Source organism: Methanotorris igneus Kol 5, from assembly GCF_000214415.1.
GTDB lineage: Archaea > AGJL01 > Methanococci > Methanococcales > Methanococcaceae > Methanotorris > Methanotorris igneus.
Map to the genome: position 1 here is coordinate 1,260,263 of NC_015562.1, position 24,554 is coordinate 1,284,816.

23 protein-coding genes and 1 CRISPR repeat array are annotated in these 24,554 nt (G+C 31.2%); of the genes, 8 read left to right on the forward strand and 15 right to left on the reverse strand.

The features are described from left to right. Window positions 1–447: 447 nt before the first annotated feature. The 10 genes from METIG_RS06315 to METIG_RS06360 all read right to left on the reverse strand — a co-directional run bounded on the left by METIG_RS06315 (window position 448) and on the right by METIG_RS06360 (window position 9,357). Window positions 448–1,113 carry a CRISPR-associated endonuclease Cas6 gene (locus tag METIG_RS06315; RefSeq protein ID WP_013798873.1) on the reverse strand — a complete coding sequence of 222 codons (666 nt, stop codon included), beginning with the start codon at window positions 1,111–1,113 and terminating at the stop codon, window positions 448–450. Between the two features lie 13 nt (window positions 1,114–1,126). Continuing rightward, the gene (locus METIG_RS06320) at window positions 1,127–1,942 is read right to left on the reverse strand and encodes a helicase-related protein (RefSeq protein ID WP_083809497.1); all 816 of its coding nucleotides are present in this window, start codon (window positions 1,940–1,942) and stop codon (window positions 1,127–1,129) included. A 673-nt stretch (window positions 1,943–2,615) separates the two neighbouring features. Further along, window positions 2,616–3,329, reverse strand: a complete 714-nt coding sequence (locus METIG_RS06325; protein ID WP_013799391.1) for a metallophosphoesterase — start codon at window positions 3,327–3,329, stop codon at window positions 2,616–2,618. A 13-nt stretch (window positions 3,330–3,342) separates the two neighbouring features. Next, window positions 3,343–3,888 carry a DUF2096 domain-containing protein gene (locus METIG_RS06330; protein ID WP_013799392.1) on the reverse strand — a complete coding sequence of 182 codons (546 nt, stop codon included), beginning with the start codon at window positions 3,886–3,888 and terminating at the stop codon, window positions 3,343–3,345. Continuing rightward, window positions 3,875–4,180: a DUF749 domain-containing protein gene (locus METIG_RS06335; RefSeq protein WP_013799393.1), complete on the reverse strand. Its 306-nt coding sequence runs from the start codon at window positions 4,178–4,180 to the stop codon at window positions 3,875–3,877. The genes METIG_RS06330 and METIG_RS06335 overlap by 14 nt, the downstream gene beginning before the upstream one ends. 242 nt (window positions 4,181–4,422) lie before the next feature. Then, window positions 4,423–4,884: a DUF2118 family protein gene (locus METIG_RS06340; RefSeq protein WP_013799394.1), complete on the reverse strand. Its 462-nt coding sequence runs from the start codon at window positions 4,882–4,884 to the stop codon at window positions 4,423–4,425. A 17-nt stretch (window positions 4,885–4,901) separates the two neighbouring features. Then, window positions 4,902–5,864 (reverse strand): polyprenyl synthetase family protein, encoded by a 963-nt coding sequence (locus METIG_RS06345; protein WP_013799395.1) that lies wholly within the window; start codon window positions 5,862–5,864, stop codon window positions 4,902–4,904. A gap of 84 nt (window positions 5,865–5,948) precedes the next feature. Then, on the reverse strand, window positions 5,949–7,295 hold the full coding sequence (locus METIG_RS06350) for an RNase J family beta-CASP ribonuclease (protein WP_048055562.1): 1,347 nt from the start codon (window positions 7,293–7,295) through the stop codon (window positions 5,949–5,951). A gap of 377 nt (window positions 7,296–7,672) precedes the next feature. After that, window positions 7,673–8,752, reverse strand: coding sequence for a type 2 isopentenyl-diphosphate Delta-isomerase (gene fni, locus METIG_RS06355; protein ID WP_013799397.1), 1,080 nt, complete (start codon window positions 8,750–8,752; stop codon window positions 7,673–7,675). A gap of 149 nt (window positions 8,753–8,901) precedes the next feature. Beyond that, a complete protein-coding gene (locus METIG_RS06360) occupies window positions 8,902–9,357 on the reverse strand; it encodes a universal stress protein (RefSeq protein WP_013799398.1) in 456 nt (151 codons plus the stop codon). A gap of 752 nt (window positions 9,358–10,109) precedes the next feature. Between METIG_RS06360 and METIG_RS06365 the strand changes: the two genes are divergently transcribed. Beyond that, window positions 10,110–12,773, forward strand: coding sequence for a valine--tRNA ligase (locus METIG_RS06365; protein WP_013799399.1), 2,664 nt, complete (start codon window positions 10,110–10,112; stop codon window positions 12,771–12,773). A gap of 73 nt (window positions 12,774–12,846) precedes the next feature. On the opposite strand, the gene METIG_RS06370 is transcribed toward METIG_RS06365, so the two are convergent. Beyond that, window positions 12,847–14,397 (reverse strand): KAP family P-loop NTPase fold protein, encoded by a 1,551-nt coding sequence (locus tag METIG_RS06370; RefSeq protein ID WP_013799400.1) that lies wholly within the window; start codon window positions 14,395–14,397, stop codon window positions 12,847–12,849. A 13-nt stretch (window positions 14,398–14,410) separates the two neighbouring features. Continuing rightward, window positions 14,411–15,055 carry a dethiobiotin synthase gene (bioD, locus tag METIG_RS06375; protein ID WP_013799401.1) on the reverse strand — a complete coding sequence of 215 codons (645 nt, stop codon included), beginning with the start codon at window positions 15,053–15,055 and terminating at the stop codon, window positions 14,411–14,413. A 106-nt stretch (window positions 15,056–15,161) separates the two neighbouring features. Between bioD and METIG_RS06380 the strand changes: the two genes are divergently transcribed. Then, the gene (locus METIG_RS06380; protein ID WP_013799402.1) at window positions 15,162–16,490 is read left to right on the forward strand and encodes an ATP-binding protein; all 1,329 of its coding nucleotides are present in this window, start codon (window positions 15,162–15,164) and stop codon (window positions 16,488–16,490) included. Here the strand turns inward: METIG_RS06380 and bioF are convergent. Then, window positions 16,411–17,583: an 8-amino-7-oxononanoate synthase gene (bioF, locus tag METIG_RS06385; protein WP_013799403.1), complete on the reverse strand. Its 1,173-nt coding sequence runs from the start codon at window positions 17,581–17,583 to the stop codon at window positions 16,411–16,413. The genes METIG_RS06380 and bioF overlap by 80 nt on opposite strands. A gap of 12 nt (window positions 17,584–17,595) precedes the next feature. Beyond that, window positions 17,596–18,297 carry a 6-carboxyhexanoate--CoA ligase gene (locus tag METIG_RS06390; protein ID WP_013799404.1) on the reverse strand — a complete coding sequence of 234 codons (702 nt, stop codon included), beginning with the start codon at window positions 18,295–18,297 and terminating at the stop codon, window positions 17,596–17,598. 378 nt (window positions 18,298–18,675) lie between these two features. Here METIG_RS06390 and METIG_RS09565 point away from each other — a divergent pair, with 378 nt between their 5' ends. The 3 genes from METIG_RS09565 (at window position 18,676) to METIG_RS06400 (ending at window position 19,727) form a co-directional block, all read left to right on the forward strand. Beyond that, window positions 18,676–18,837 carry a hypothetical protein gene (locus METIG_RS09565; protein WP_013799405.1) on the forward strand — a complete coding sequence of 54 codons (162 nt, stop codon included), beginning with the start codon at window positions 18,676–18,678 and terminating at the stop codon, window positions 18,835–18,837. A gap of 320 nt (window positions 18,838–19,157) precedes the next feature. After that, on the forward strand, window positions 19,158–19,370 hold the full coding sequence (locus METIG_RS06395; protein ID WP_013799406.1) for a sulfurtransferase TusA family protein: 213 nt from the start codon (window positions 19,158–19,160) through the stop codon (window positions 19,368–19,370). Between the two features lie 12 nt (window positions 19,371–19,382). After that, complete coding sequence (locus METIG_RS06400) at window positions 19,383–19,727, forward strand: DsrE/DsrF/TusD sulfur relay family protein (protein ID WP_013799407.1); 345 nt, start codon at window positions 19,383–19,385, stop codon at window positions 19,725–19,727. A gap of 422 nt (window positions 19,728–20,149) precedes the next feature. After that, window positions 20,150–20,626: a CRISPR direct-repeat array (repeat unit 37 nt; unit sequence GTTTCCATCCTTGTTTTAATGGATGAGTAATTCAAAC). Window positions 20,627–21,156: 530 nt separating this feature from the next. Here the strand turns inward: METIG_RS06400 and METIG_RS06405 are convergent. After that, the gene (locus METIG_RS06405; protein ID WP_172632617.1) at window positions 21,157–21,606 is read right to left on the reverse strand and encodes an HAD family hydrolase; all 450 of its coding nucleotides are present in this window, start codon (window positions 21,604–21,606) and stop codon (window positions 21,157–21,159) included. A gap of 91 nt (window positions 21,607–21,697) precedes the next feature. Here METIG_RS06405 and METIG_RS06410 point away from each other — a divergent pair, with 91 nt between their 5' ends. From METIG_RS06410 to apgM, 3 genes are all read left to right on the forward strand, one after another. After that, window positions 21,698–22,360: a sugar phosphate isomerase/epimerase family protein gene (locus tag METIG_RS06410; protein ID WP_245527599.1), complete on the forward strand. Its 663-nt coding sequence runs from the start codon at window positions 21,698–21,700 to the stop codon at window positions 22,358–22,360. Between the two features lie 4 nt (window positions 22,361–22,364). Continuing rightward, entirely contained in the window at window positions 22,365–23,168 is an 804-nt protein-coding gene (locus tag METIG_RS06415; RefSeq protein ID WP_013799410.1) for a hypothetical protein, read from the forward strand. Window positions 23,169–23,260: 92 nt separating this feature from the next. Next, the gene (gene apgM, locus METIG_RS06420; RefSeq protein WP_013799411.1) at window positions 23,261–24,547 is read left to right on the forward strand and encodes a 2,3-bisphosphoglycerate-independent phosphoglycerate mutase; all 1,287 of its coding nucleotides are present in this window, start codon (window positions 23,261–23,263) and stop codon (window positions 24,545–24,547) included. Window positions 24,548–24,554: the final 7 nt, after the last annotated feature.

Below are 24,554 nucleotides of genomic sequence, written 5' to 3' on the forward strand. Positions count from 1 at the left end.
AGTTTGGGCATAAAATAAGGACAAAGTTATAGGGTTTGAATTGCTTATCCATTAAAACAAGGATGGAAACAAATCTTGGCTTCCGAACCAGCTACTATCCAATATATTGTTTGAATTGCTTATCCATTAAAACAAGGATGGAAACTTCTATTGACATACCTTCTGTCAAGAATCCAATACCTCTTAATTCTCTAGTTTGAATTGCTTATCCATTAAAACAAGGATGGAAACTGAGTAGATATATAGTGGATTTAATAGGCGATGGTTGTTTGAATACCTCATCCATTAAAACAAGGATGGAAACAAACAAGGATAGAAAATACTGCACTCGAAAACTCGAAAGTTCGAACACCTAATCTATTAAAACAAGGATGGAAAAGAAATATATAAAAAAAGCACAAAGATATTTTATTTTTAAATAAAGATTTGGAAAAATGTATAGTTTTACTATTTAACTTTAACTACACTTCCAAATCCTTTGGAAACTTTTCTCCCAATTCCTAAGTAATTTGGGATATCGAAGTTAATTTCAAATTCTCCTTTAAAACCAATGAACTTGTTTCCCTTATACCTAACAATTAAACTTTCAACATCCAAAATTTCCACAATTAACTTCTCTTCAACAGTATAATCTAAATACTTACTCATAGATAATACATTTCCAATTAAGATTTTTTCAAGTAAATTTTTTCTCCCGTCTTCATCCAACTCTTTATATTTCAGATAATTCTTTTCATTTAATGCCACCCATGGGGAGATAAACTTGTATCTTTTCATCTCATCAGAAACCCCAAATTCCTCAAATACAACCTTTACATATCCACCAGTAACAGTGTAAACCTTATGGTTTAACTCTAATTTTTTAATATCCAATACAATCTCTCCCAAAATATTAATCCCTTCCTTTATGCCAATTAAAACTGCATCTCCACCAATAATTTTATATTGAATTTTTGGATAGGTGTAGATAAATCCATTATTACTATGATTATGCAACTCTTTATAATCCTCTTTATTAAATTCATTCAAAATATATCCCCTTAAATATGGAGTTTGGGATTTTTTTAGAGGCTCATTTGTTTTTAACCTACACATTAAAATAGGAAGTTCCATAGTCCCACCAAATTTAAAGTATTATTGTTTTATCCTCAACAATTTCAAAACCAGTTTCTTTATCATAATATTTCTTATCTATTTTACTCAAATGCTCGAATAAAATATCCTTTCCTTTTATAGCATATTCGGGAACACTTATAACATAACTATAAAATTTTCTCTTTATTTTTAGGAATTCTCTCCTCCTCTCAAATACATCCTTTATTTCATTAATTCTTTCAAATTCCTCCCAAACCTTCTCAGCCTCATCTTCAATACAGACAAATAAGTCAATAGATGGAATATTTTCAATTAATTTGAATTTCCCTTCAACTACGTTATATTCAAATTTTTCTATGGTTTTTAAAATGTCTTCTGATTTATCTTTGTAATTGCTTAATTTTTTGAAATATTTGTTATTCAATTTTAGGAACATCTTTTCATCAATAACATCAAACTCATTTAATAACTCTTCAGTTTTGGTTATTAGATGTTTTTCATAAATATAATCTGCAAACCTTCTACCATTTTCATCTACCAATTTAACAACATTAACTATTCCCTTTTTTCCTTCATTATGCCTGTTGCACCTCCCAGCAGTTTGATTTATACAATCCAAGGGAGCAATATCTCTATAAATAACATCTACACTAATATCAACCCCTGCCTCAATTAATTGGGTTGAAACAATAATTTTTCTATTTTTATTTTTATTGATGCTTTCAATTCTTTTCAATCTTTCTTTTGGATATATACTTGTTGATAAATAATAAAAATCTTCCTCTAAACCCATCTCTTTTAAAGCCTTATAAATCTTTTTTGATGATTTTATGGTATTTAGGACAATAAGATAATCTTGCTTTTATATACCCCCTGTTGAATTTTGGTACTAGAAAATTGGAAAAAAGTATTACTGATTTTTTCAAATTAAAATTGAGATTTTTTAATTATTTTAGTTTTTTGGTTTTATTTTGTATGTTTTAAGTTTGAGTTGGTTTTGGATTGTGTAAAATCTCTGCTAATTATTGAGATTTATTGGAGTGGTTGTGCATTGGATTTATAAATAATTTGCACAATCTTTCTTACTCTTATAAAGGTTTCAATAATTATGCAGTAAGAAAATTCAGTTACAAAAAGAAAGATTTATATAGGAGTTTGGGTATAAAATAAGGATGAAGTTATAGGGTTTGAATTACTTATCCATTAAAACAAGGATGGAAACAAATAATTTGTTTCTGAAACAACAATCACATTACGTTTGAATTACTCATCCATTAAAACAAGGATGGAAACGCCAAAGCTCAGGTGGTTGGGATATTGAGTTGTATTGTTTGAATTACTCATCCATTAAAACAAGGATGGAAACTAATTATTGCAGAAGTTGTGGGGTTTGCTACGAGTTTGAATTCCCTGTCCATTAAAACAAGGATGATAAATTAAAAATAACAAGATTTTTAGAATTTAATTTATAAAATCCATATATTTAAATAAATAAATTAATAAAACCAAAAAATAAAAATCTACAAATTAACTTTTACAAACTCTCTCAAATCCCTCAACGTTCCAAAATTTAATAAACCAAGTTCAGTTATTGCATAAACTTCACTGTCTAAATAATCCTTCTTTATGCATGGGGAAGAGGCATAGTTGTTAACCAAATCATTGCCGGGAGATAGGGGATTGAATGCAGGAAGGACAATATACCTTTTGTTGTATAAATAGCAAGGGAGTTTTAAAATAGCCCCGACCTCATCCCTCAACTTTATGGAAGGGTGTTCATGTCCTAAGATTAAAAAGCTCTCATCTTCTTTAAAATTGGCGTGTCCGTGTGTTATTGTATAGTTCTTTATTTTATAATGCTCATATATCTCTATGCCCAATTCCTCAGCAACCTTTGAGATAAAAGTGTCATGATTCCCTTTAATTAAAATTAAATCAATTCTATCCTTTAAATGCCCCAAAAACTCCTTTACAAATTCTATTTCATTATAACTTAACTCAAAATTATGCTTAATATCCCCATTAATAACCAAAGTTTTTAGTTTGTATTTGTCTATAATGTTGTCTATTCTCTCTGTTATGCTATCTTTTTGGATTTGGGGAAAATTTCCCCCTTTCTCATTTATGTAAATATCAAACCCCAAATGCGTATCTGCTATAACCCCAACTTTACCAATAATTAGGCAGAAATCGCTTGTTATATAAAAATCCCTCAACTTTATTTTCTCCTCCATAACCCTGACCCATCTACTGCTCTTCTAAGGATTCAAACTTCCAAATTATGGAAAAGTCCTTTAATGCCCTTTTTACCCTATTTATATTCCCCTCAATCAATATCTTGTTTTCATCTTCTTCACTATATTCAAAAATTACTCCATACCATTCTCCTAAATCACTAAGCCTCTCAATTTGTATTTCATTTTTGATTTTTACTCTAACGCTCTCAAAATCTCCTCTTTTTTTAACTTCTTTATTAAACATGGATTTGCTTAATGGAAATTTAACATCAAGTTCATTTCTTAATGCCTTTGCCATCTTGTCCAAATACTCATTCATAAGTTCTGCATCACAAACACTAAACAATAAGGACTGAACTCTCATCAATTCCTTCTCTGCATCTGACAAAGCTGTATTAGATACGTGTGGGTCTAAAAGGTAGTAGGAGATGATAGCATTTGCAATTCTCAATCTTTCAAATGCCTCTTCTGGAACAGCAATGTTTTTTTCAACAAGTTTTGATGCTAATTCAGACAAAACAACCCATTGCTTGTCTAATCCCTTAGCATCTTTCATTTTTACCCCTTCTGGCATTTATGTATCTTTTTAATACTTCCTCACTATCATAATTTAATCTAACACTAATTTTTTTAAGTTTTTCTTTTATTTCCTCAACTGTAGTATCATCATCCAAAAAGAACACTTGATAGCTTGTAGTTCCTTGTATATTGAAAACTGCCACAACGTCATCATTTTTTAATTCTCTGTTTTCTATTGCTGCTCTAACTCTTATAAAATCACTCAACTCACTATTTAATCCATCTTCGACTTTTAATATTGTTAATAGCGTAGCAACGAACTCGCCCATAATTTCACCAAAATAAACTTTGTTGTTGTGATATATTATTTTTTTGATTTAATTTGGAAACTTATAGTTGTTTGCCTTACAAATGAACGAAAACTTCATTTAAATTATAAAGGAATAATAACCTTTATTTGGAATTTTATGGTTGATTTATTGTTCTTTTAAAAATTTGGTTGCATCTAAATCCGTGCAAAAAATTGGCAAACAACTATAATGAAAATAAAAAAATAAAAAATAGTTAGGATTTATTCTTCTGGAAGAATGTAGAATACGTAGTTAGCTCTTTTTGCAGGCACTTCCTTCATAAATACAACTGTTCCAGTTACTGGGGTGTTTACAAACCTAATTTCTCCTTTTTTAGTAACCAATGCAGCTAACCTATGTCCCTCTAAAACCCTACAACCAAAATCTACAATAGGATGCACTTCATACCCTTCTGCAGGAATTTCCAAAAGTTCAGTTCCTTTTTTCAAATATGTTATTGTCCTCTTGTCTGGATATTGGATTAGAACGTCCCTTGTTAATTTTGAAAGGAGTATGTATTTGTCAAAGTCATCATAAATTACTTGATACAGGACTTTTCCTTCTCCTTCGTATTCTTCATCTTCATCTAAAAATCTAATAACTTTTCCATCATTTTCAATAACTACTTTTCTACCTTCATTTTTTTCTGTTTCTCCTTCAACATACAATCTTGGAATTTTCATAAATATCACCAAAAATTTTAATAAATCCTATTAATTATGAAATCTGCAATATCTTCCAATTTTTTTCTTTTCTCTTTGTCAAATATTTTTAAGTATTCTTTTGCCTCTTCTGTAGCTTTTTTCATTAATTCTTTTGCATACTCTATGGAATCGCTGAGGATTTCTATCGCTTCTTTAACTTCCTCATCAGTTGCGTTTTCATTACCTAAAATTTCTAACAACCTCTTCTTTTTATCCTCATCTAATGTTTCCATTGCATGAATGACCATCAATGTTTTTTTACCTTCCCTTATATCACTTCCTACTGGTTTTCCAATGGTCTTTTTATCTCCAATCAAATCCAAAACATCATCTTGGATTTGGAATGTCATTCCAATTCTCTTTGCATACTCTATGAGTGCTTTCCTCTCTTCTTCATTGCAATCTGCCATAATAGCCCCGATCTCAACTGAAGCAACAATTAAAGCCCCAGTTTTTTTGGAAATCATCTCAAAGTATTCATCCATTGATGGGAAGTAGTTTTCAAATTCCATGTCCATTGCTTGCCCCTCACAAACCTCAACACAAGCCCTTGCCAAAACTTTTAAAACTTCATACGCCTTTTTGCTATCTTTTATTTTAGTTATTGCCTCAAATGCTTTAGCATAGAGTAAGTCCCCAGCAAGTATTGCCATTGGTACCCCATAAACCACGTGGACTGTTGGTTTTCCTCTTCTCTCATCATCATTGTCCATAATATCGTCGTGGATTAATGTGTAGTTGTGGATTAACTCAACTGCAACTGCAGGGGAAAGGACTTCTTCAATATTGTCTTTTTTTAACATGTATGTTAAGACTGCTAAATATGGTCTAATTCTTTTCCCTCCTGCAAAAAGAAGGTGTTTTGAAGCATCGTAAAGCTTTCCCTCATTACCAACGTAGGCCTTTAACTCCTCCTCTATTTTCCCCAATATCCCCTTATCAAACAATTCATTTGACATCCTCATCCACCTCAAAAATTTTAAGAAATTTATGGAAATTTAGATAAGAAATTTAAAAATTGTAAAATGTAAATTAATTATATTTTAGATTATCCTCTCGAAACTTAGGCATTGACCATTTCTCAATAGGTGGACGTCCTCACCTAATCTATATCCCTCTTCCTCTGCAAGTTTTGTATATGCTGCTGTTAAGTTAAAGTCTCCATGTGAAGGAATTATGTGCTCTGCATTAATCCATCTTATCATATCTCTGTGGTCTTCTTTTGCAGCGTGTCCAGATACGTGGGCTCCCTTAAACACTCTTACCCCAAGTAACTTTAACCTTGATTCAAGCATATACCTTTGAGCTGCGTTTATTGGGTTTGGAATTGGGTCAGCTGAGAATACAACTTGGTCATGTTTTTCAAATTGGTATGGAGTTTTGTTTGTTGCCATTCTTGATAAAACAGCACCTTCTTCCCCTTGATGTCCAGTGACAATTAATAAATAGTTCTCTTTACCTTCTTTTGCAATGGTTCTTAATGCACTGTCAATTGCTGATGGATCTCCATACATCCTTGTCCCTTCTGGGAACTCTACAATACCAATATCTTGTGCAATACCACAATATTTCATCATACTCCTTCCTAGCAAAACTGGAATTCTATCCATTTTTACAGCGATTTCAGTTATTGACTTTATTCTTGCTATATGAGACGAGAATGTTGTTACAACAACACCCTTCCCATCATTATCTGCTCCAAGTAAGTCATTTTTTAGTAAATTTGCAGCGATGATTTCTGATGGGGTTTTTCCTTCGTGGTCTACTCTTGTGCTTTCTGAAATCATGCAGATAACTCCATTTTTCCCTAATCTTTTTAATGCTCTATAATCTGGCCTCTCCCCAACAACTGGGAAATTGTCAAACTTAAAATCGTTAGCATATAATATTGTTCCATAAGGAGTATGCAAAGCGGCAAAAACAGAATCTGGGATACTGTGGGTTGCTCTTATAAATTCTAATGATAAGTTAGGGGTTAAGTCTTTTGTTTCTCCTGGATTTAAAACCACCAGTGGATTTCTAACATCAAATTTTTTCTCACTTAATATCTCCCTTTTAACGAGTTCAAGTGTATATGGGGTTCCAATTATTGGTGCGTTGTATCTGTGTGCCAATTTTGTTACTGCACCAATGTGGTCTAAATGCCCATGTGTTAAAACAATTGCCTTAACTTCACCTTCAACATGTTTCATTACTGTATCATTTGGAATAACTCCCATCTCAATTAGATTTAAGCTGTGCATTTTTGAGATATCAGTATCTTCATGAATCATTACTCTATCTAACCTTATTCCCATGTCAAAAATTACAATTTCTCCATCTACATTAACAGCAGTCATATTTCTACCAACTTCCTCATAACCACCAATGGCAATAACCTCTAATTGCAAATTATCACATCCTTCATGTTTTATAGGCAATCCAATAAAAAATTAAATAGTTCTTGCTGTTTTAGAGTCGATTAGCTAAAATCAAAGTATCAATAAATCAAAAGTGGCATTTTTCTGCCCAAAAATTATAGTCGTTCTGTGAAATGCAATAAATCACCATTATTTGTTGTTAAGGAAGCTCCGCTCTTTAGAACGGAGAGGAGATCAGTAATCTTATCTTAAATTTAATTTGAAGAATGCCTATCTAATTTAAATTTTGAAGTGTTATTGCTTCTTATTGCAGAACAACGATATGAACAAGATTACAAATAATACTCAACAGTAAAATAATGATAAACAATGGGGAATTAACATGAATTCAACCACAATGTATTTTTTTATGGTTTTTTTAGCCTCTGGGAAATCCAATCTTTCAATTCCCCTTTAACTATGTATGGTGCTTTTTTTAATTTCTCAATACTATCGCATCCGGTTAAGAACATGGCAATTTTTAGTTCTTTGATTAATCTCTCTAAAACTTTCACGATTTCTTCTGGGCCTTTTAATGCAGCTTTTAATATTGGTAAGGCAATTCCACAGCAATCTGCACCGATGGCGATGGATTTTGCTATGTCTATTCCATTCCTTATTCCGCCAGTAGCAATAAGAGTTTTATCAAAAACACTCCTAACTTCAAATATCGATGCAGCTGTTGGGATTCCCCAATTTATGAAGTTCTCTGCCAATTCCTTAAATTCCTCATCTTTTATCCTATACAACTCCACCGCAGCCCAAGAAGTTCCTCCACTACCACCAACATCAATGGCATCAAACCCAAGATCGTTTATTATCTTTGCATCTTCTTTTGAAAATCCTTCTCCTACTTGCTTTGCAATGAATGGGATGTTTTTGTAGTTATTTTTGTATGAAGAAATTATATCCCTTAAAATATCCGTGCCTTTGAAGTTTACATCCCCTTCTGGTTGAATAGCCTCTTGTAGTGGATTGAAATGTATCGCAATAGCATCAGCATTTATCATTTCAACTGCTTTATCTATTATCCTCTCATCCCATCCATCTTTTATGAAATTAACCGCTCCCAAATTTCCAATAACTAATGAGTCAGTATATTTTCTAACAATGGAATAGGTGTCGATTAATTCCTCATTTGCTATAGCAGCCCTTTGAGAACCTAAACCCATCCCTAAGTTGAGATCCTCTATTGCTATTGCTATATTTTTGTTTATTTCTTTTGCTTTACTATGCCCTCCAGTCATTCCAGCAACAATAATTGGGGCGTCTAATGTTTTTCCAAATAGTTTGACTGAAGTATCTATATCTTCCAAATCACATTCTGGAATGCCTCTATGTATGAGCTCAACATTATCAAGGAGTGTTCCTTTTTTGTATTCAACATCACAATAATTACAAACTAATATGTGTTCTAACTTCCTCGCTTCAATGTCGTGATTAACCATTGCAACCCACCATATATATTATTTTCTATATATTGCATTAAATTTTTATAGTGTTAACTGTAAATTTAAAAATAATTTAAATATGACCATTAAAAACTTTACCTTTTAAAAAAGAGTAGGAATGTATAACCAAAATTAAAGTAAAAAAGTTATTCTTCTTTTTCTTCTTTTTTCTGTTTTTTAACAACTAAAACAGGACAGTGGGCATTTCTTATAACTTTTTCAGCAACACTACCTAATAAAAATCTGTCCAATCCTGTTTTTCCAGAGGTTCCCATAACTATGAGGTCTGCTCTTTTCTTTTCTGCGAATTCAACAATTTCGTTTGCTGGAACCCCCTCTAAAATTTCAGGCTTCACATTTACCCCATGCTCTTCAGCCATTTTTTTGATCTTTTTTAGTGCTTTCTCCCCCTCCTCGTTTAGAATTTCTTTCATTGTTTCCCATAAGCCCTCAGTAGGGAGTCCAATAAATGGAGCTATGTCCACTACATATATTACATAAATCTCTGCTTTCATCAATTTTCCAATTTCAATGGCATGTTTTGCAGCCTCTATAGAAACATCTGAGCCATCAGTAGGGACAACGATTTTCTTATACAACATTTTTTCACCACGATGCTTTAATAAAATGTTTGCATATTAGATATATATACCTTTAATTATTTTACTATATTATGGCTATGATGAGAAGAGGGTTATCTGATGCATGATGATACTTACCCGAACTGAGCCATTTTTTATTGGGAAATATGGTGGATTTCAATGTTGTATTTTGTAATTTTTTATTTTGTAATTTTTTAATGTTCAAATTTTTTGAGTAAAGATATAGTCAATTTTTATTCTCTAATTATAAAAAAGTTGATTTTAAATAAAATTATAGTCAGTGACAAAGGGTATTGAAATGATACAGGTAAAAACGACTACCTTCCTAATGGAAGGCAGTCTAATATTCTTAATTTAATTATAGAAAGTTTTGTCGCTGACTATAAATTAAGAAGTGAACTCGATAGGATTGGGAATTCGCTGGAAGAAACCCGAGATAATTAGAGGATTATTATCCGAATTAAAGGTTTTAACGAGGAAGGTTAAAAAACCCTCTATCTATTTTTATAGTAGTTTGCGGAATTCATGCAGTATTTTGACATTTATGAAATTTTTGAAAGAACGATAAATTAAGCGTAAACTTTCAAATAGTTCATAATCAGCCTTTTAATTTATTGAAGATTGTAGTTATTATAACGCAAACGACTATATTTTCAATATAAATTTAAATATGCAAATTAATGAAATAACAATAAATATTTTAATATGCCCACATTTAATTAGATTACAAAAAACAATGATGGTGAACAATTATGGAAATGCCAAAGGACTATCAACCAACTGTAATAGAGAAGGAAGTTCAAAAAAAGTGGGAGGAAAGCAAAATTTACAAATTTGATGAGAAAGATGAGAAAAGACCACCTTACATAATCGACACGCCACCACCATACCCAACAGGAAGAATGCACTTAGGTCATGCATTGAACTGGACATATATGGACATAATAGCGAGATTTAAGAGAATGAATGGATATAACGTTTTATTCCCACAAGGTTGGGACTGCCACGGACTGCCTACAGAGGTTAAGGTTGAGGAAATACACGGTATAACAAAATCTGATGTTGATAGGCATAAATTTAGAGAACTCTGTATTGAGTTAACAGAACAAAACATCAAAAGAATGAGGGAGCAGGTAAAATCCCTCGGAATTTCAATTGATTGGGATAGGGAATATATAACAATGAAACCAGAGTATGTGAGAAAATCCCAAGTTGCATTTGTTAGGATGTATAATGACGGTTTAATTTACAGAGGAAAACACCCGGTAAATTGGTGTCCAAGATGTCAAACTGCAATTGCATTTGCTGAGGTAGAATATAAGGAGAGGGAATCAAAATTAAACTACATAAAATTCCCTTATGCTGATGATGAAAGTAAATACTTAACCATTGCAACAACAAGACCGGAGTTAATGGCTGCATGTGTTGGGATTGTTGTCCACCCAGAGGATGAGAGATACAAGGATGTAATTGGAAAGAAAGTTAGGGTGCCTTTATTCAACCAAGAGGTTACAGTTTATGCTGATGAGGATGTTGAGATGGAATTTGGTACTGGGGTTGTAATGGTTTGTACATTTGGGGATAAGACAGACGTTGTTTGGGTTAATAGGCATGGATTAGAGGTTAAGAAGGCAATTGATGAGAGTGGAAGATTAACTGAAATTTGTGGAAAATATGCAGGGTTGAGAACAGAGGAGGCAAGGGAAAAGATAATTGAGGACTTGAAGAAAGAGGGCTACTTAATAAAACAAGAACCAATAAAGCAGAATGTTGGTGTATGTTGGAGATGTAAGACACCAATTGAAATTATTGTAGGGGATCAATGGTTCGTAAATATTAAAAAACTCGCATCAGAAATAGAGAAAGTGGCAAATGAGGTAAAATGGGTTCCAGAACACATGAAAATAAGGTTATTAAATTGGATTAAGGATATGGATTGGGACTGGTGTATAAGTAGGCAGAGAATCTTCGCAACACCAATACCAGTGTGGTATTGTAAGAAATGTGGAAAAATTATTGTTGCTAAGGAAGAAGATTTACCAATAGATCCAACAAAAGAATGCCCATACACTTGTGAATGTGGAAACGATGATTTAATCCCAGAGACGGATGTTTTAGACACATGGATGGATTCATCAATAACACCAATGGTAATTACAAAGTGGTTAGATGATGAGGAATTCTTCAAAAAACACTACCCAGTTCATTTAAGACCACAAGGACATGATATTATAAGGACATGGGCATTCTATACAATAGTAAAGTCCATTGCATTAACTAAAAAGAAACCATGGGATGAGATTGTTATAAATGGAATGGTATTTGGTGAAGATGGGCATAAGATGAGTAAGAGTAGGGGTAATGTTGTTGAGCCAGATGAAATAACAGAGAAGTATGGAGCAGATGCTTTAAGATTGTGGGCAAGTAATAGCGTTATTGGAGATGATGTTCCATTTGCATGGAAAGAGGTTGATTATGGATACAGGTTTTTGAGGAAGTTCTGGAATGCGTGTAGGTTTGCTAAGATGAATATTGATGATGAATTGATTGAAAAATTGAAGAAAGAAGAAATAAGCATAGACAACCCAGTTGATTTGTGGATTTTGAGCAAATTACAAAAACTCATTAAGAGGGTTACTGAGGACTTAGAGGCATACAGGTTCAACACAATAGTTGAGATTCAAAAGTTCGTATGGCATGAGTTTTGCGACAATTACATTGAGATGATTAAGCATAGACTTTACAGCAAAGATGAAGATGAGGAAAGTAAAAAATCAAAATTACAAGCACAATGGACATTATACTATGTAATAAGCACTTTGTTGAGGTTAATAGCACCATTCACACCACACTTTGCTGACTATGTTGGAGAGATTTATAAGGTGGATAACCTCCACTTCTCATGGCCAAAGGTTAGAGAAGAGTTCATTAGCGACAAAAATGAATACATTGGAGAAGTTGCTAAGAATACAGTTGCATCAATAAGAAGATTCAAAGCAAATAAAGGAATGCCTTTAAATGCGCCATTGAATGTTGTTGAGATTTACACAAATGACAAAGATGCTTATGAAGCACTGCTAAAATCCCAAGATGACATAAAAGGGGCAATGAAAATAAAGGAGTTAAAAATAATATTCGGAAAACCAACATTAGAGCAAAAGATTGTTGAAGTTATTCCAAACAAATCAAAAATAGGTCCAGAATTCAAGAAGAATGCAAAGAACGTCATGGACTTCATCAAAAATGCAGATGAAGAGACAATTGAGAAAATATTGAGTGAGGGGTTAGAGACAGAATGGGGAAGAATAACAAAAGAGCACATAAAAGATGTCAAGAGAGCAATTATAAGTGAAGGAGAAGTTGTTGAGGCAGTGAATATTGAGGATGTCGTGGATACAATAGCAATCATCCGCTAAATTTTAACAATTTTTTGTATATTGTCATTAAAAATTTAAAAGCATCTAATTATTGTTTTTAGTTTTTTGGACTTTATAATAGGGTTTCTACCATTTTAAAGAGATTTGTGAAAGGATATGGGTTTGAATAATTTTTTTCTTTTAAATCCTCATAATGGTTTTTTATATAAGTCCAGAAATCTACTGTAATTCCTGCTTTTAAGTATCTTTCTGCAAAGTTAGTTTCATCATCGATATTTTCATCACCTACACAAGATAAAAAAATAGAAATTCCATTTATGAATTTATCAAAATCAGCATAGTTTGTATCATTAACTTCTTTTAAGATTGTCATTAAATCCTTAAACCTAATGACATTTTCTATGAAATCGTTCTTATCAGATATGTGTTTTTTAAGTTCTGAAAGTTTTGCAGCATTTAATAAATTATTTTTGGATATTATGCCAATATAATGATCAAAATAAGGAGTTGACCTTTTAGCATATCCTCCTGAAAACGCCGTGGTTATATATTTTAAATGCTTAATTCTATAATTATATCGTTTAACTTCCAGATATTTTTCAGGATAAACCTCATAAAGAATTATAAAATACAAAACAAAAACCGTATCAAGTAAATATCCAACTTTTCTCTTGTTTCCATTCTCTTCAACAATTCTTATTATTTCTGGAATTAATTCATTTTTATCCAATCCTAAATTTTTAATCCTTACAAGAAGTTCATACTTATTCAAAACCTTCTTTAAATGTCTTGGATTTGTGAAATTAATTGATTTAAAGAATTTTTCAAGTTTTTCAGCAGTATCGTCATCATTAAAAAACTCATATTGTTTAATAAATTTCTTCAATTCAAAATCTTTTGGCATACTAAATGATATATTAAAAATCTTTTCTAAATATTCTTCTGCTTTTATAATGTCCCCATATTTTGTTTTAATTGCTTTAGAAACTGCTTCTTTATCAACTGCAACGAAATAAATAATATTTTTCCCACAAGCAAAAAATAACTTAATTGATGCCAATAAGTCCAAAATATGCTCTGGCTCACATCTGTCAAGTTCGTCAATAAATACAATAAGTGTTTTATCTTTAAGTATATCTGAAATATATTTAAATTCACTTATAAGTTCATCAATTTCTTTATAATGGGATTTTATTTCGTTCATTTTTTCAAAATGTTCTATTGTATCTTTTGGATTATAACTAATTGGAAATATTGGGGAAAAATTAATAGAAAAACCTTTTAAAATTCCACCAAAAACATTGAAACCGGTTTTTAAAATCTTGTCTTTTGCTATTTTAATATTGTGCTTAAATCTACCATCTTTTTCTAATTCATCCAAAATAAATTCCAATAAAGAATAAGGCAAATTATCATCTCTTTCATAAAGCCATGCATTAAAAATTATGCATTTGAAGTTCTCTTCTTTGTTTAGTTCATCGTGGATATATTTAATAACGCTACTCTTCCCACTTCCCCAATTTCCATAAAGAACTATCATATTATTCTTTCTTAAATAGTCTCTATTACCAGAATCTTTAATAAACTCTTTTATAAATTCTGCTTTTTCTTTTGTTCCCAAAAAATCATTTTTTAATAAATCTGCTGGTGTATCTGGTAGCATAAATATCCCCAATTTATTTTAAAATCTTCTTAAAATCAATTTCAAAATCTTCCCTGCTCTTAACAATTCCAATTATCTCAATATTCCCAACTTTCTCAATTGTTTCAAAGGTTTTTTCATAATATAGAACTTCACTCAAATCAGTTATGCAGTTAATGATAACTCCCCTAACATTAATCCCCTTGTTCCTCAAATGCTCAACAGTTAATAAAGTGTGGTTTATAGTTCCTAAATTAGGTCTTGAAACAACAACCGCATCCAAATCTAAAAACTTAATCAAATCACTCATTAAAAAATTCTCTTTTATTGGAACGCAAACTCCTCCTGCTCCTTCAACAATCAAAAAATCATGTCTTTCTTTTAAAGTTTCATAGGCATTCTTTATTTTCTCTTTTATCTCATCCAAAGAGATGTCATAATTTTCAACTTCAAAAGCAATGTTTGGAGATAAAGGAAGTTTTAAATTAATAGGGTTCATCAAATCCAAATCATCATCAGTTTTTAAGATATTTTTTAAGGTTAGAGTGTCCTCTCTTCCTCCGGTCTCAATTGGTTTTAAATACCCAACATTAACACCCATTTTCTTTAAATTCTCTGCCAAAATTGATGAGATATAAGTTTTCCCTACACCAGTGTCTGTTCCTGTTACAAATATCATTTTATCACCTTTTCAAAATTCCTGCCAATGGGATAAATATTTTATCAAAACCTATAAAAATGATAATTTCAATTATTATAATTATAATTATCATTAAGTGATTATCATGTTTATCAACAGAGAGGAAGAACTTAAAGCACTAAGTGAAAAACTTAATAGCAATACGTTTGAATTTGTAGTTATTTATGGGAGAAGAAGGATAGGAAAAACAAAATTAGCATTAAAAAGTGTAGAAAACAAAGAGCATATTTACTACTTAGCAGTTGAAGGAGATAATTTAAAGCATTTTAAAAGATACGCATCAAAGGTAGTACCAACAATTGAATATGCCAGAGAGGATTGGGAGGCATATTTTAATTTTTTAAAGGATAAAATCATTATTATTGATGAGTTTCCAAATTTAATTAAAGAAAACCCAAATATTCTATCTTTATTCCAAAGAATTGTGGATGTTCATTTGAAAGATACAAAAACAAAACTTATTATTCTTGGTTCATCAATATCCATGATGGGAGAGAAAGTTTTAAGTTATAAATCCCCACTTTATGGGAGGAAAACGGGCGTTTTAAAAATTAAGCCGTTAAAATTTAAGCATTTAAAGGAATTTTTCCCCAATGCAACTTGGAAGGAACTTGTTGAGATTTATGGTTTTGCAGATGGAATTCCCTACTATCTTGAAAAAATCAAACTGCCATTTTGGGATTATTTAGAGGAAGAAATTAAAAGAGTTGATAGTTTTTTGAAGTATGAGGTTGATTTTTTGATGAAGTATGAATTTGAAGAACCAACAACTTACAAAAAGATACTTGAAGCAATTTCCTTTGGTAATCATTCACTTGGGGAGATAAAGAATTATTTAGGTATTAAGCATTCAGATATAACACCATATTTAAAGAATCTAATTGAGACGGAGTTCATTGAGAGGGAAATTCCAATAACCGAAAGTCCAAAAACAAAAAGGGGAAGGTATTATATTAAGGATAATTTCATTGCTTTTTATTTTAGATACATCTTCCCAAATTTGTCTGCGATTGAAGAGGGTATTTTTGAGATTGGGGAGATAAAGAATGACTATAATCAATATTTGGGCTTTGTTTTTGAAAAAGTTGCTAAGGAATTTTTAATTGAACTCAATAAAAACAATAAATTACCATTTAAATTTTTGAATATTGGGAGATGGTGGAAAAAGGGGGAAGAGGTCGATTTAATTGCTTTAAATAAAAATGAGAAAAGGGTGTTATTTGTTGAAGTTAAATGGAAGAATTTGAAAGGTAAAGATGTTAAAAAAATACTTAATGATTTAAAAAGAAAATCAGAACTTGTTGGATTGGATGATTATGAGAAATATTATGCCATTATTGGGAGAAGAGTCGAGAATAAAGAGGATAAGGATTGTTTGTTGTTTGATTTAGGTGATTTTGATAGATGTCTTTAATTTTCTCACACAACAATTCAAAGTCCTCCTTTTTGTGACTAACATTTATACTTACCCTTATTCTCTCTAAACCTTTAGGAACTGTTGGATACCTAATCCCAACACAAAAGATGTTATTTTTTATTAAATGCTCAGCAATAAGCATAGTTTTTTCTTTAAAAATAAATGGGTAGATTGGGGTTAGATTATTCTCCTTAATAAATCCATTTTTCTTAAAAATCCCATTTGCTATTTTTATGTTTTTTTGAAGTTCTTTAACAACATCTCCCCTTTCAATAATCTCAAATGCCTTAATGCAACCTTCAACAACATGTGGAGGGAGAGCAGTTGAATAAATAAAACTCCTCGAAGTGTTTATTAAATACTCTACAACCTCATCAATCCCACAAACAAATCCTCCTAAACCACCAATTGCCTTTGATAAAGTCCCAATTTGGATGATATTGTCAGAAGGTTTTAAATTGAAGTGCTTTAATGTTCCTTTTCCATCTCCCAAAACCCCTGTTCCATGTGCATCATCAATAATCAAAATGGCATTAAACTCATCCGCTATTTTCTTTAAATCTCTAAGAGGGGCAACATCACCATCCATACTAAAAACGCCATCAGTTATAATAAATAAATTGTTGTATTTTTTCCAATTCTCCTCGATTAAATTGGCTAAATGCTCCACATCACAATGATTGTAAATCAAAACATCTGCCTTACTTAACCTACAACCGTCAATGATAGAGGCGTGGTTAAGTTTATCGCTCAAAATTAAATCCCCTTTTTTGCAGAGTGCAGATATAACCCCAACATTTGTTGCATAACCAGACGAATAAACCAATGCCCTCTCTGTTTCTTTAAACTCTGCTATTTTTTCTTCCAATCTTTGATGGTTTATATTTCCAGATGTTAATCTTGAACCAGTTGAACCAACCCCATACTTCAGCCCTTCTTTTACTGCTTCAATAACTTCTGGATGCTTTGATAGGCATAGATAATCATTTGAGGAAAAATCTAAAATGTTATCTCTTTTTTCTCTCAAAAATCTATACAATCCATTGCTTTTTATAATTTCAATCTCTCTCTTTAACTTTTCCCTAAACATAAAAATCCCTTTTTATTTTATAATGAATGGCTTGTTTTCTAATTTGTTTATTAAATCTTCTATATCAACATCATTTTTAACAAAAAATACTCTTCCTCCATTCTCTCCTTTTTCTTTTAAATTTGTAATTCTAAAATATCCCTTTTTAGTTGCAACATAGCCGGTTGTGTAACTTTTGTTGTCTGAGGTGCAGAGCTCCGCTATAATCCCTAAATGAATAACCTTAGATGCAATTGCAATAGCATCAACAGTCCTCTCTGTCCCCAATTTTTCCTTTAAAATCTTCTCCTTTAGTTCTTTTGTTGTATCAATGTTTTTAACCCTAACCCCTCTTTCTTTATCTGGCTCCAACCTCTCCCCTCTTAAATTTAAAATTGCCGCCCCTCTCATTCCTCCTTTATCAATAATCTTGAATGCATAATCTATTAATTCATCTGAAATACCCTCATTTTTTAATAACTCTCTTGCCTTTTCTCTTGCTTCTCTTTTATTTTTGCATTCTATTGTTTTTATTGGCAAGTGGTCAATATATTCTATCTCCTCTTTAATCTCCTCAATCTTTAAGTTTATAAAGTCAGGTGTTCCATTTTCGTGCATTAGGGCTCTTTTTATTAATTCATTTGCTACAAGTTCAATTTCCTCTTTATTTACAATTCTCTCTGCTCCAGAAATATGCTTTCCATTCTTTGATGCTCTCATTTTTATACTATACATCTAATTCACCATATTCAATTTTACTTTATTTTACTTTTTTATTTAAATTAAAATTTTGTTAAATTACCTAAAATTGGAAATTTTAAGATTATGGACAGTGCCTTATTCCTTGAAAATCTATAGCGTTATAGCATGAAAATTTTAGACGATATTGAATTTTATTTTGATCTTGTTATTTTACATTTGTCATGATTAATCATTAAAGTAAAAACGCAGAATTTGTCATTATTTTTCATTAAAAACATTTATCACGATTTATAATGAGCAAAAAAGTATATATATTTGTTTTTTCAATGTATTATCAAGTGTAAAATTCCTGATGGCAAGCGAGTTGTTTTATACGAAATTAAAAATCACAAAAACCACGGGGGTGGTATTATGGAAACAAGATTAAACAACATTAACAACCTTAACCATGAAGTTGCTGAGGATATTGAGCAAATCACAACTGACCTAAAGAGACCATTTAGAGGTAGCAAATTGGTAGAAATCTTAGGGTATGTTGTAGGTTTGATTGTAATTGGCTCTGTATTGGTATAAAATGGCAACAAATAAAGAGCATTGGGATACATGATAAATAAAAGAAAATAAAATAAACGAATAAGCAGATTAAAACAAAAATAAAAACTTGCTATTTTCACAGTAAAAGGCAATATATATTGTTTATAAATTTAGGATGCTATTTTCAGGAGGATTATCACGATTAATAATGATCAAATTATCGTAATTTTAACAATTTAAAAATTTAGATGCATAGTCATTAGATTTTCTAATGTATATTTTTGCTATTAAATTTGCTTTAAGAAAATTATTTATACCATTTTTTGCATTTTTAAAATTAAAATATTGGGGTGAATGTTATGAAAATTGATGTTACCGGAGATATATGCCCAGTGCCAGTATTGAAAACAAAAAAGGCATTAGAGCAATTAAAAGAAGGAGAAGAGTTAGAAGTCGTTGGAGATTACAAACCAGCATTAGAAAATATAAAAAGATTTGCAGAGAGTAATGGATATACTGTTGTTACTGCAGAGGAGACCGAAAATGGTTTTAGAATTGTTATCAAAAAATAAAGAGGTGGAAGTTTGAAATTTACCGTTATCATTACAACTGCCCCGTATGGAAAAGAGAGGGCATACTCAGCATTGAGATTTGCTTTAACTTCATTGTTGGAGGGAATTGAAGTAAATATCTTCTTAATTGAGGATGGAGTTTACGTTGCTAAGAAGAACCAAAATCCAGCAGAAGTTCCAAACTATTTGGAGTTTTTAAAGAACTGCATTGAAATGGGGGCAAAAGTTAAGGCATGTGGTCCATGTGGAAGGGCAAGGGGATTGAGTGATGAAGATTTAATTGAAGGCGTTGAGTTTGGAACAATGCATGATTTAGTTGCGTTTGTTAAGGAAAGTGATAAGGTAATTACGTTCTAATTAAATATAATACAAGTTATAACTTTAAATTCAACCTTAAATTTTTAATTTTAAGCAAGTTTGTAGTTGGGAATTTTTAAACTTATTTTTAGTTTTTATCTTTTACCCTCTCTTAAAATTGAAATATTAAATTTAACGCACAACTATAAACTTAATGTGTAAAATAGACTTTTTCTAAACGCTCATGTTCATTCAAGATTACCTATATAAATAGTGTGCTGTTATCGTGGCTTTGTAGGCAGGATATATTAAAAATTATCAATGGTAGAACTTGTTATCTATAGGTAATGATACTTGAAGATGAGCGTTTCTAAAATTTTAAAAGATGATGTTTTATTCTCTTAACTCCAATTCCTATCATACATTTGAATATTTATGGATGCAAATTTTTTAATGATGTAGTTTTTTAATAATAAAATCATGTTTCCATCCTTGTTTTAATGGATGAGGTATTCAAACTTGCTGGGTTTGGGATGTTAATTTATTTGGTAAAAGTTTCCATCCTTGTTTTAATGGATGAGTAATTCAAACTTGGCGGAGGACAAGGAACGCTTAAAATCATGGATTGTTTCCATCCTTGTTTTAATGGATGAGTAATTCAAACCCCTTTTTTCCTCGGTATCCAATAACACAGCCATTTTGGTTTCCATCCTTGTTTTAATGGATGAGTAATTCAAACTGTTGAAAATATTAAATCACAAATATCCGTTTTATGTTTCCATCCTTGTTTTAATGGATGAGTAATTCAAACTAACATAATCAATATATTATATTCACATTATCCCACAGTTTCCATCCTTGTTTTAATGGATGAGTAATTCAAACAAAACATTAGTCAATCTGATATTCAATTTATATATCAGTTTCCATCCTTGTTTTAATGGATGAGTAATTCAAACCCTATAACTTCATCCTTATTTTATACCTAAACTCCTATATAAATCTTTCTTTTTCAACCCTATTTTTCTTACTGCCCAATTATTGAAACCTTTATAAAAGTAAGAAAGATTGTGCAAATTATTTATAAATCCAACGCACAACCACACCAATAAATCTCAATAATTAGCAGAGATATTATACAATCCAAAACCAATCCAAACTTAAAACTACAAAAATAAAAACAACCAACAAAAATCTTCCAAAAATCTCAATTTTAATTTGAAAAAATGAGTAATACTTTTTCCCAATTTTCTAGTACCAAAATTCAACAACCCCTTTATAAAAGCAAGAAAGATTAATTAGAAAATTTAATATATGATATTAAATTCCTTAAGAGGCATTGCTGAGCGAAGCGAAGCAATGCATCCCATTTTGATGAAACTTTTCTAAAGTTTCAGGTCAGTGCATCCGATTTGGATGAAACCTTTTTTAAAGTTTCATTTAGAGGTTTCTTTTGGAATAATAATATGCTTATATTTTTGGTGGGAACTTATTCTCTTATTGTTGCCTTCAACCTTTTTTCCTTCAAAATTAAATCTAAGCCATCATCAATATTTTTAACAACAATATCAGAGTTTAGTAGTGTTTTTGTCCAAGTTCCTTCATCTCCCAAGACACATATTCCCAAATCAGCATTTTTTAATAATAGCTCATCATTTGCCCCATTTCCAAAGGCTATAATTTTTTCATTTTTGTATTTTTCCCTAATTTCCTTCAAGATTTCGTTTTTTGCTATTTTTTCACTTCCATACTTTTCTTTATCAACTTTAATTCCCTTAATGCCAAGCTCTTCCTCTATATCTTTTAACGTTCCAAAGGTGTCTGCGGAGAGGATAAAAATTTCATGATATTTTCTCAGTTCTTTTATTCGCTTTTTTGTCGAGTCCTTTATAATCCCATCTGTTGCTATTGTTCCATTTAGGTCAAATATGATTATCACACTTTCACCCATGTTATTAGATTTTCTAATGATATGTTTATATATACTAATTGCATATATTTATGACATAATGACATATAAAGGTGGTTGTTTGCTTGGGGTATGTGTCAGAATTAAAAACACGAATCTCATTGAAAAATTTAAACAATTTGAACTCATAGATTGGGGTTTGCATTTCTGCCCATACAACAAAAAAATGGAAAATATTGTAGGTTTTCACGCTCCAATTGTAGATTTAGGGAACTCAAACAGCAACGCCCTAAGCATTTTAAAACATACTGTTGATATGGTTTCAGATCATGACTACTTAACACTTCACATAACCAATGGAAAGGACCCAAATATTGATGTTTTAATTTCCAACTTATCTGAATTAGTTGATTATGCAAGAAAAAGAAATGTAAAAATTTGCATTGAAAATTTAAGGACTGGATTTTCATCAAATCCAAATAACTTAATTGAGATAGCTGATGCCACTGGCTGCTTAATAACTTACGATATTGGACATGTTGATTATGAGAACAGGGTTAAATATATAGATATCTTTTCAGATAAGATATATAATGTCCATGTTTATGAATTAGAGGTTCCAAAAATCGGACATATTGCCCCAAAAAATCTTGAAAACCTAAGGCCAACATTAGACAAACTTTTGGATGTTGGTTGTGATTTCTGGCTTATTGAACTGATGGATATTGAGGAAATAATAAGGACTAAAAAACTGTGTGAGGAATACCTAAAGGAACATAGGTGATTGAATGTATATAGATTTTAAGACATCGTTTAATAAGTTGGAACTTTCAGAGGAAACATTTAAAATTATAGATGAATTTGGAATAGATTTAAAAGATATTGCGATTGGGGAATTCTCTGGGAAAGATAGTGTTGCTGCAATAATAGAGGCATTTAGGGAATTTGATGCTATACTACCAGTAGTTGCATTTACTGGGACAGATTATGGAGATAAAAAGATATTTTACAAAAATTGGGAGACATTAAATAATAGAATAAAAAATCTCTACAAAGATAAAGTTCTATTGCCTTTACATTTCATATTTGAGCCCAAACTATGGAATGCACTAAATGGGAGGTTTGTCTCATTAATCATTAAAAAATTTGGCTTTTACACACCATGCATAGGATGTCATGCATATTTAAGGATTTTAAGAATTCCATTATCAAAGCACTTAGGGGGAGTAATAATAGGGGGAGAGAGGGTTTACCACAACAGTGATTTTAAGATTGACCAGTTGGAGATGGTTTTGGAAGTGTATGAAAAAATATGTGATGCATTGGGTGTTAAATTAAAACTTCCAATAAAATATGTTAAAGAAAACAGTAAAATAAGGGAAATTATTGAGGAAAGTTGGAAACAGGGGAAGAGACAGTTTTCGTGTGTATTTAGCGGGAATTACAGAGATAAAGATGGAAAAATTATATTTGAAGAGGAAAAAGTCAAAAGATTTTTAGATGAGTTCATATACCCAGTTTCTGTTGAAATTATTAAAAGAGGGTATGAAGGAGATTTTAGATATATTGAAATTGTTAAGGAGTTTATTTAATTTTATTTAATTTTTTGTTTAATAAAACTTTTAATTATAATTTTTTATTTTTTATTTTTTATCATTTTTCCAAAACATTTTGAAGTGATATTATGAGAGCAATAGTAGTTTTATTAGATGGTTTAGGAGACAGACCTTCAGAAATCTTAGGCAATAAAACGCCATTAGAAGCTGCAAAAACTCCAAATTTGGATGAATTTGCAAAAAGAGGGATAACAGGATTAATGGTTCCATATAAAGAGGGTGTTCCATTAGGTTCTGAAGTATCCCACTTATTACTTTGGGGATACAGTTTAAATGATTTCCCAGGTAGGGGGTTGATTGAGGCACTTGGGGAGGGCGTAGAGGTTAAAGATAACGAAATTTATTTAAGAGCAACATTTGGTTTTGTTGAAAAACATAATGGAGAACTACTTATAAAAGATAGGCGAACAAAAGACATAACAAAGGAAGAGATTGAGGAGCTCATAGACAGTTTACCAACTTATGTTAATGGTTATGAATTTGAACTAAAATATACCCATGATGCACACTGTATTTTAATAATAAGGGAGGAAAATGGATGGATTTCAGATAAAATTTCAGATGGTGACCCATTTTATATGAACAGGCATGTTCTGCGAATCTGTCCAATAAAAAAACTCTGCAAAAGTAGGATGGAATATAACAAAGCAAAATCTACTGCTGAAGCATTAAACGAATATCTAAAAAAGTGCTTTAAAGAATTGGATAACCATGAAATAAATAGAAAAAGGGCAAAAATGGGGAAACAAAAAGCAAACATGCTATTAACAAAATGGGCAGGAAAATACAAAAAAGTAGAACCATTCAGTGAAAGATGGGGAATGAGAGGAGTTGTCATTGGCAATAGTGCAGTGTTCTGTGGTTTGGCAAAGTTTTTAGGATTGGACTATATCAAATGTGGGGATTTTAAAAAGGCGGTTGAGATGGCAGTTGACTTAGATTATGATTTCATCCATATCCATACAAAAGAGATAGACGAGGCAGCCCACACAAAAAATCCAGAACTTAAAAAGAAAGTTATTGAAAAGATTGATGCATGTTTGGAACCTCTCTTAAACTTAGAGGATGATTTAATTATCATTACAGGAGATCACTCAACACCATCAGTTGGAAATTTAATCCACTCTGGAGAGAGTGTTCCTATAACAATAGTTGGAAAGAATGTTAGGAGAGATGATGTTAAGGAATTTAATGAGAGGGCATGTGCAAAGGGAAGTTTATATATAAGGGCATGTGATTTAATGAATATCATCTTAAACTACACAGATAGGGCTTTGTTGTATGGATTAAGACCAAACAGAATTTTAAAATACATCCCAGACGATAGTAAAACAAGGCATTTAAAAATTGACTAATCTTTAC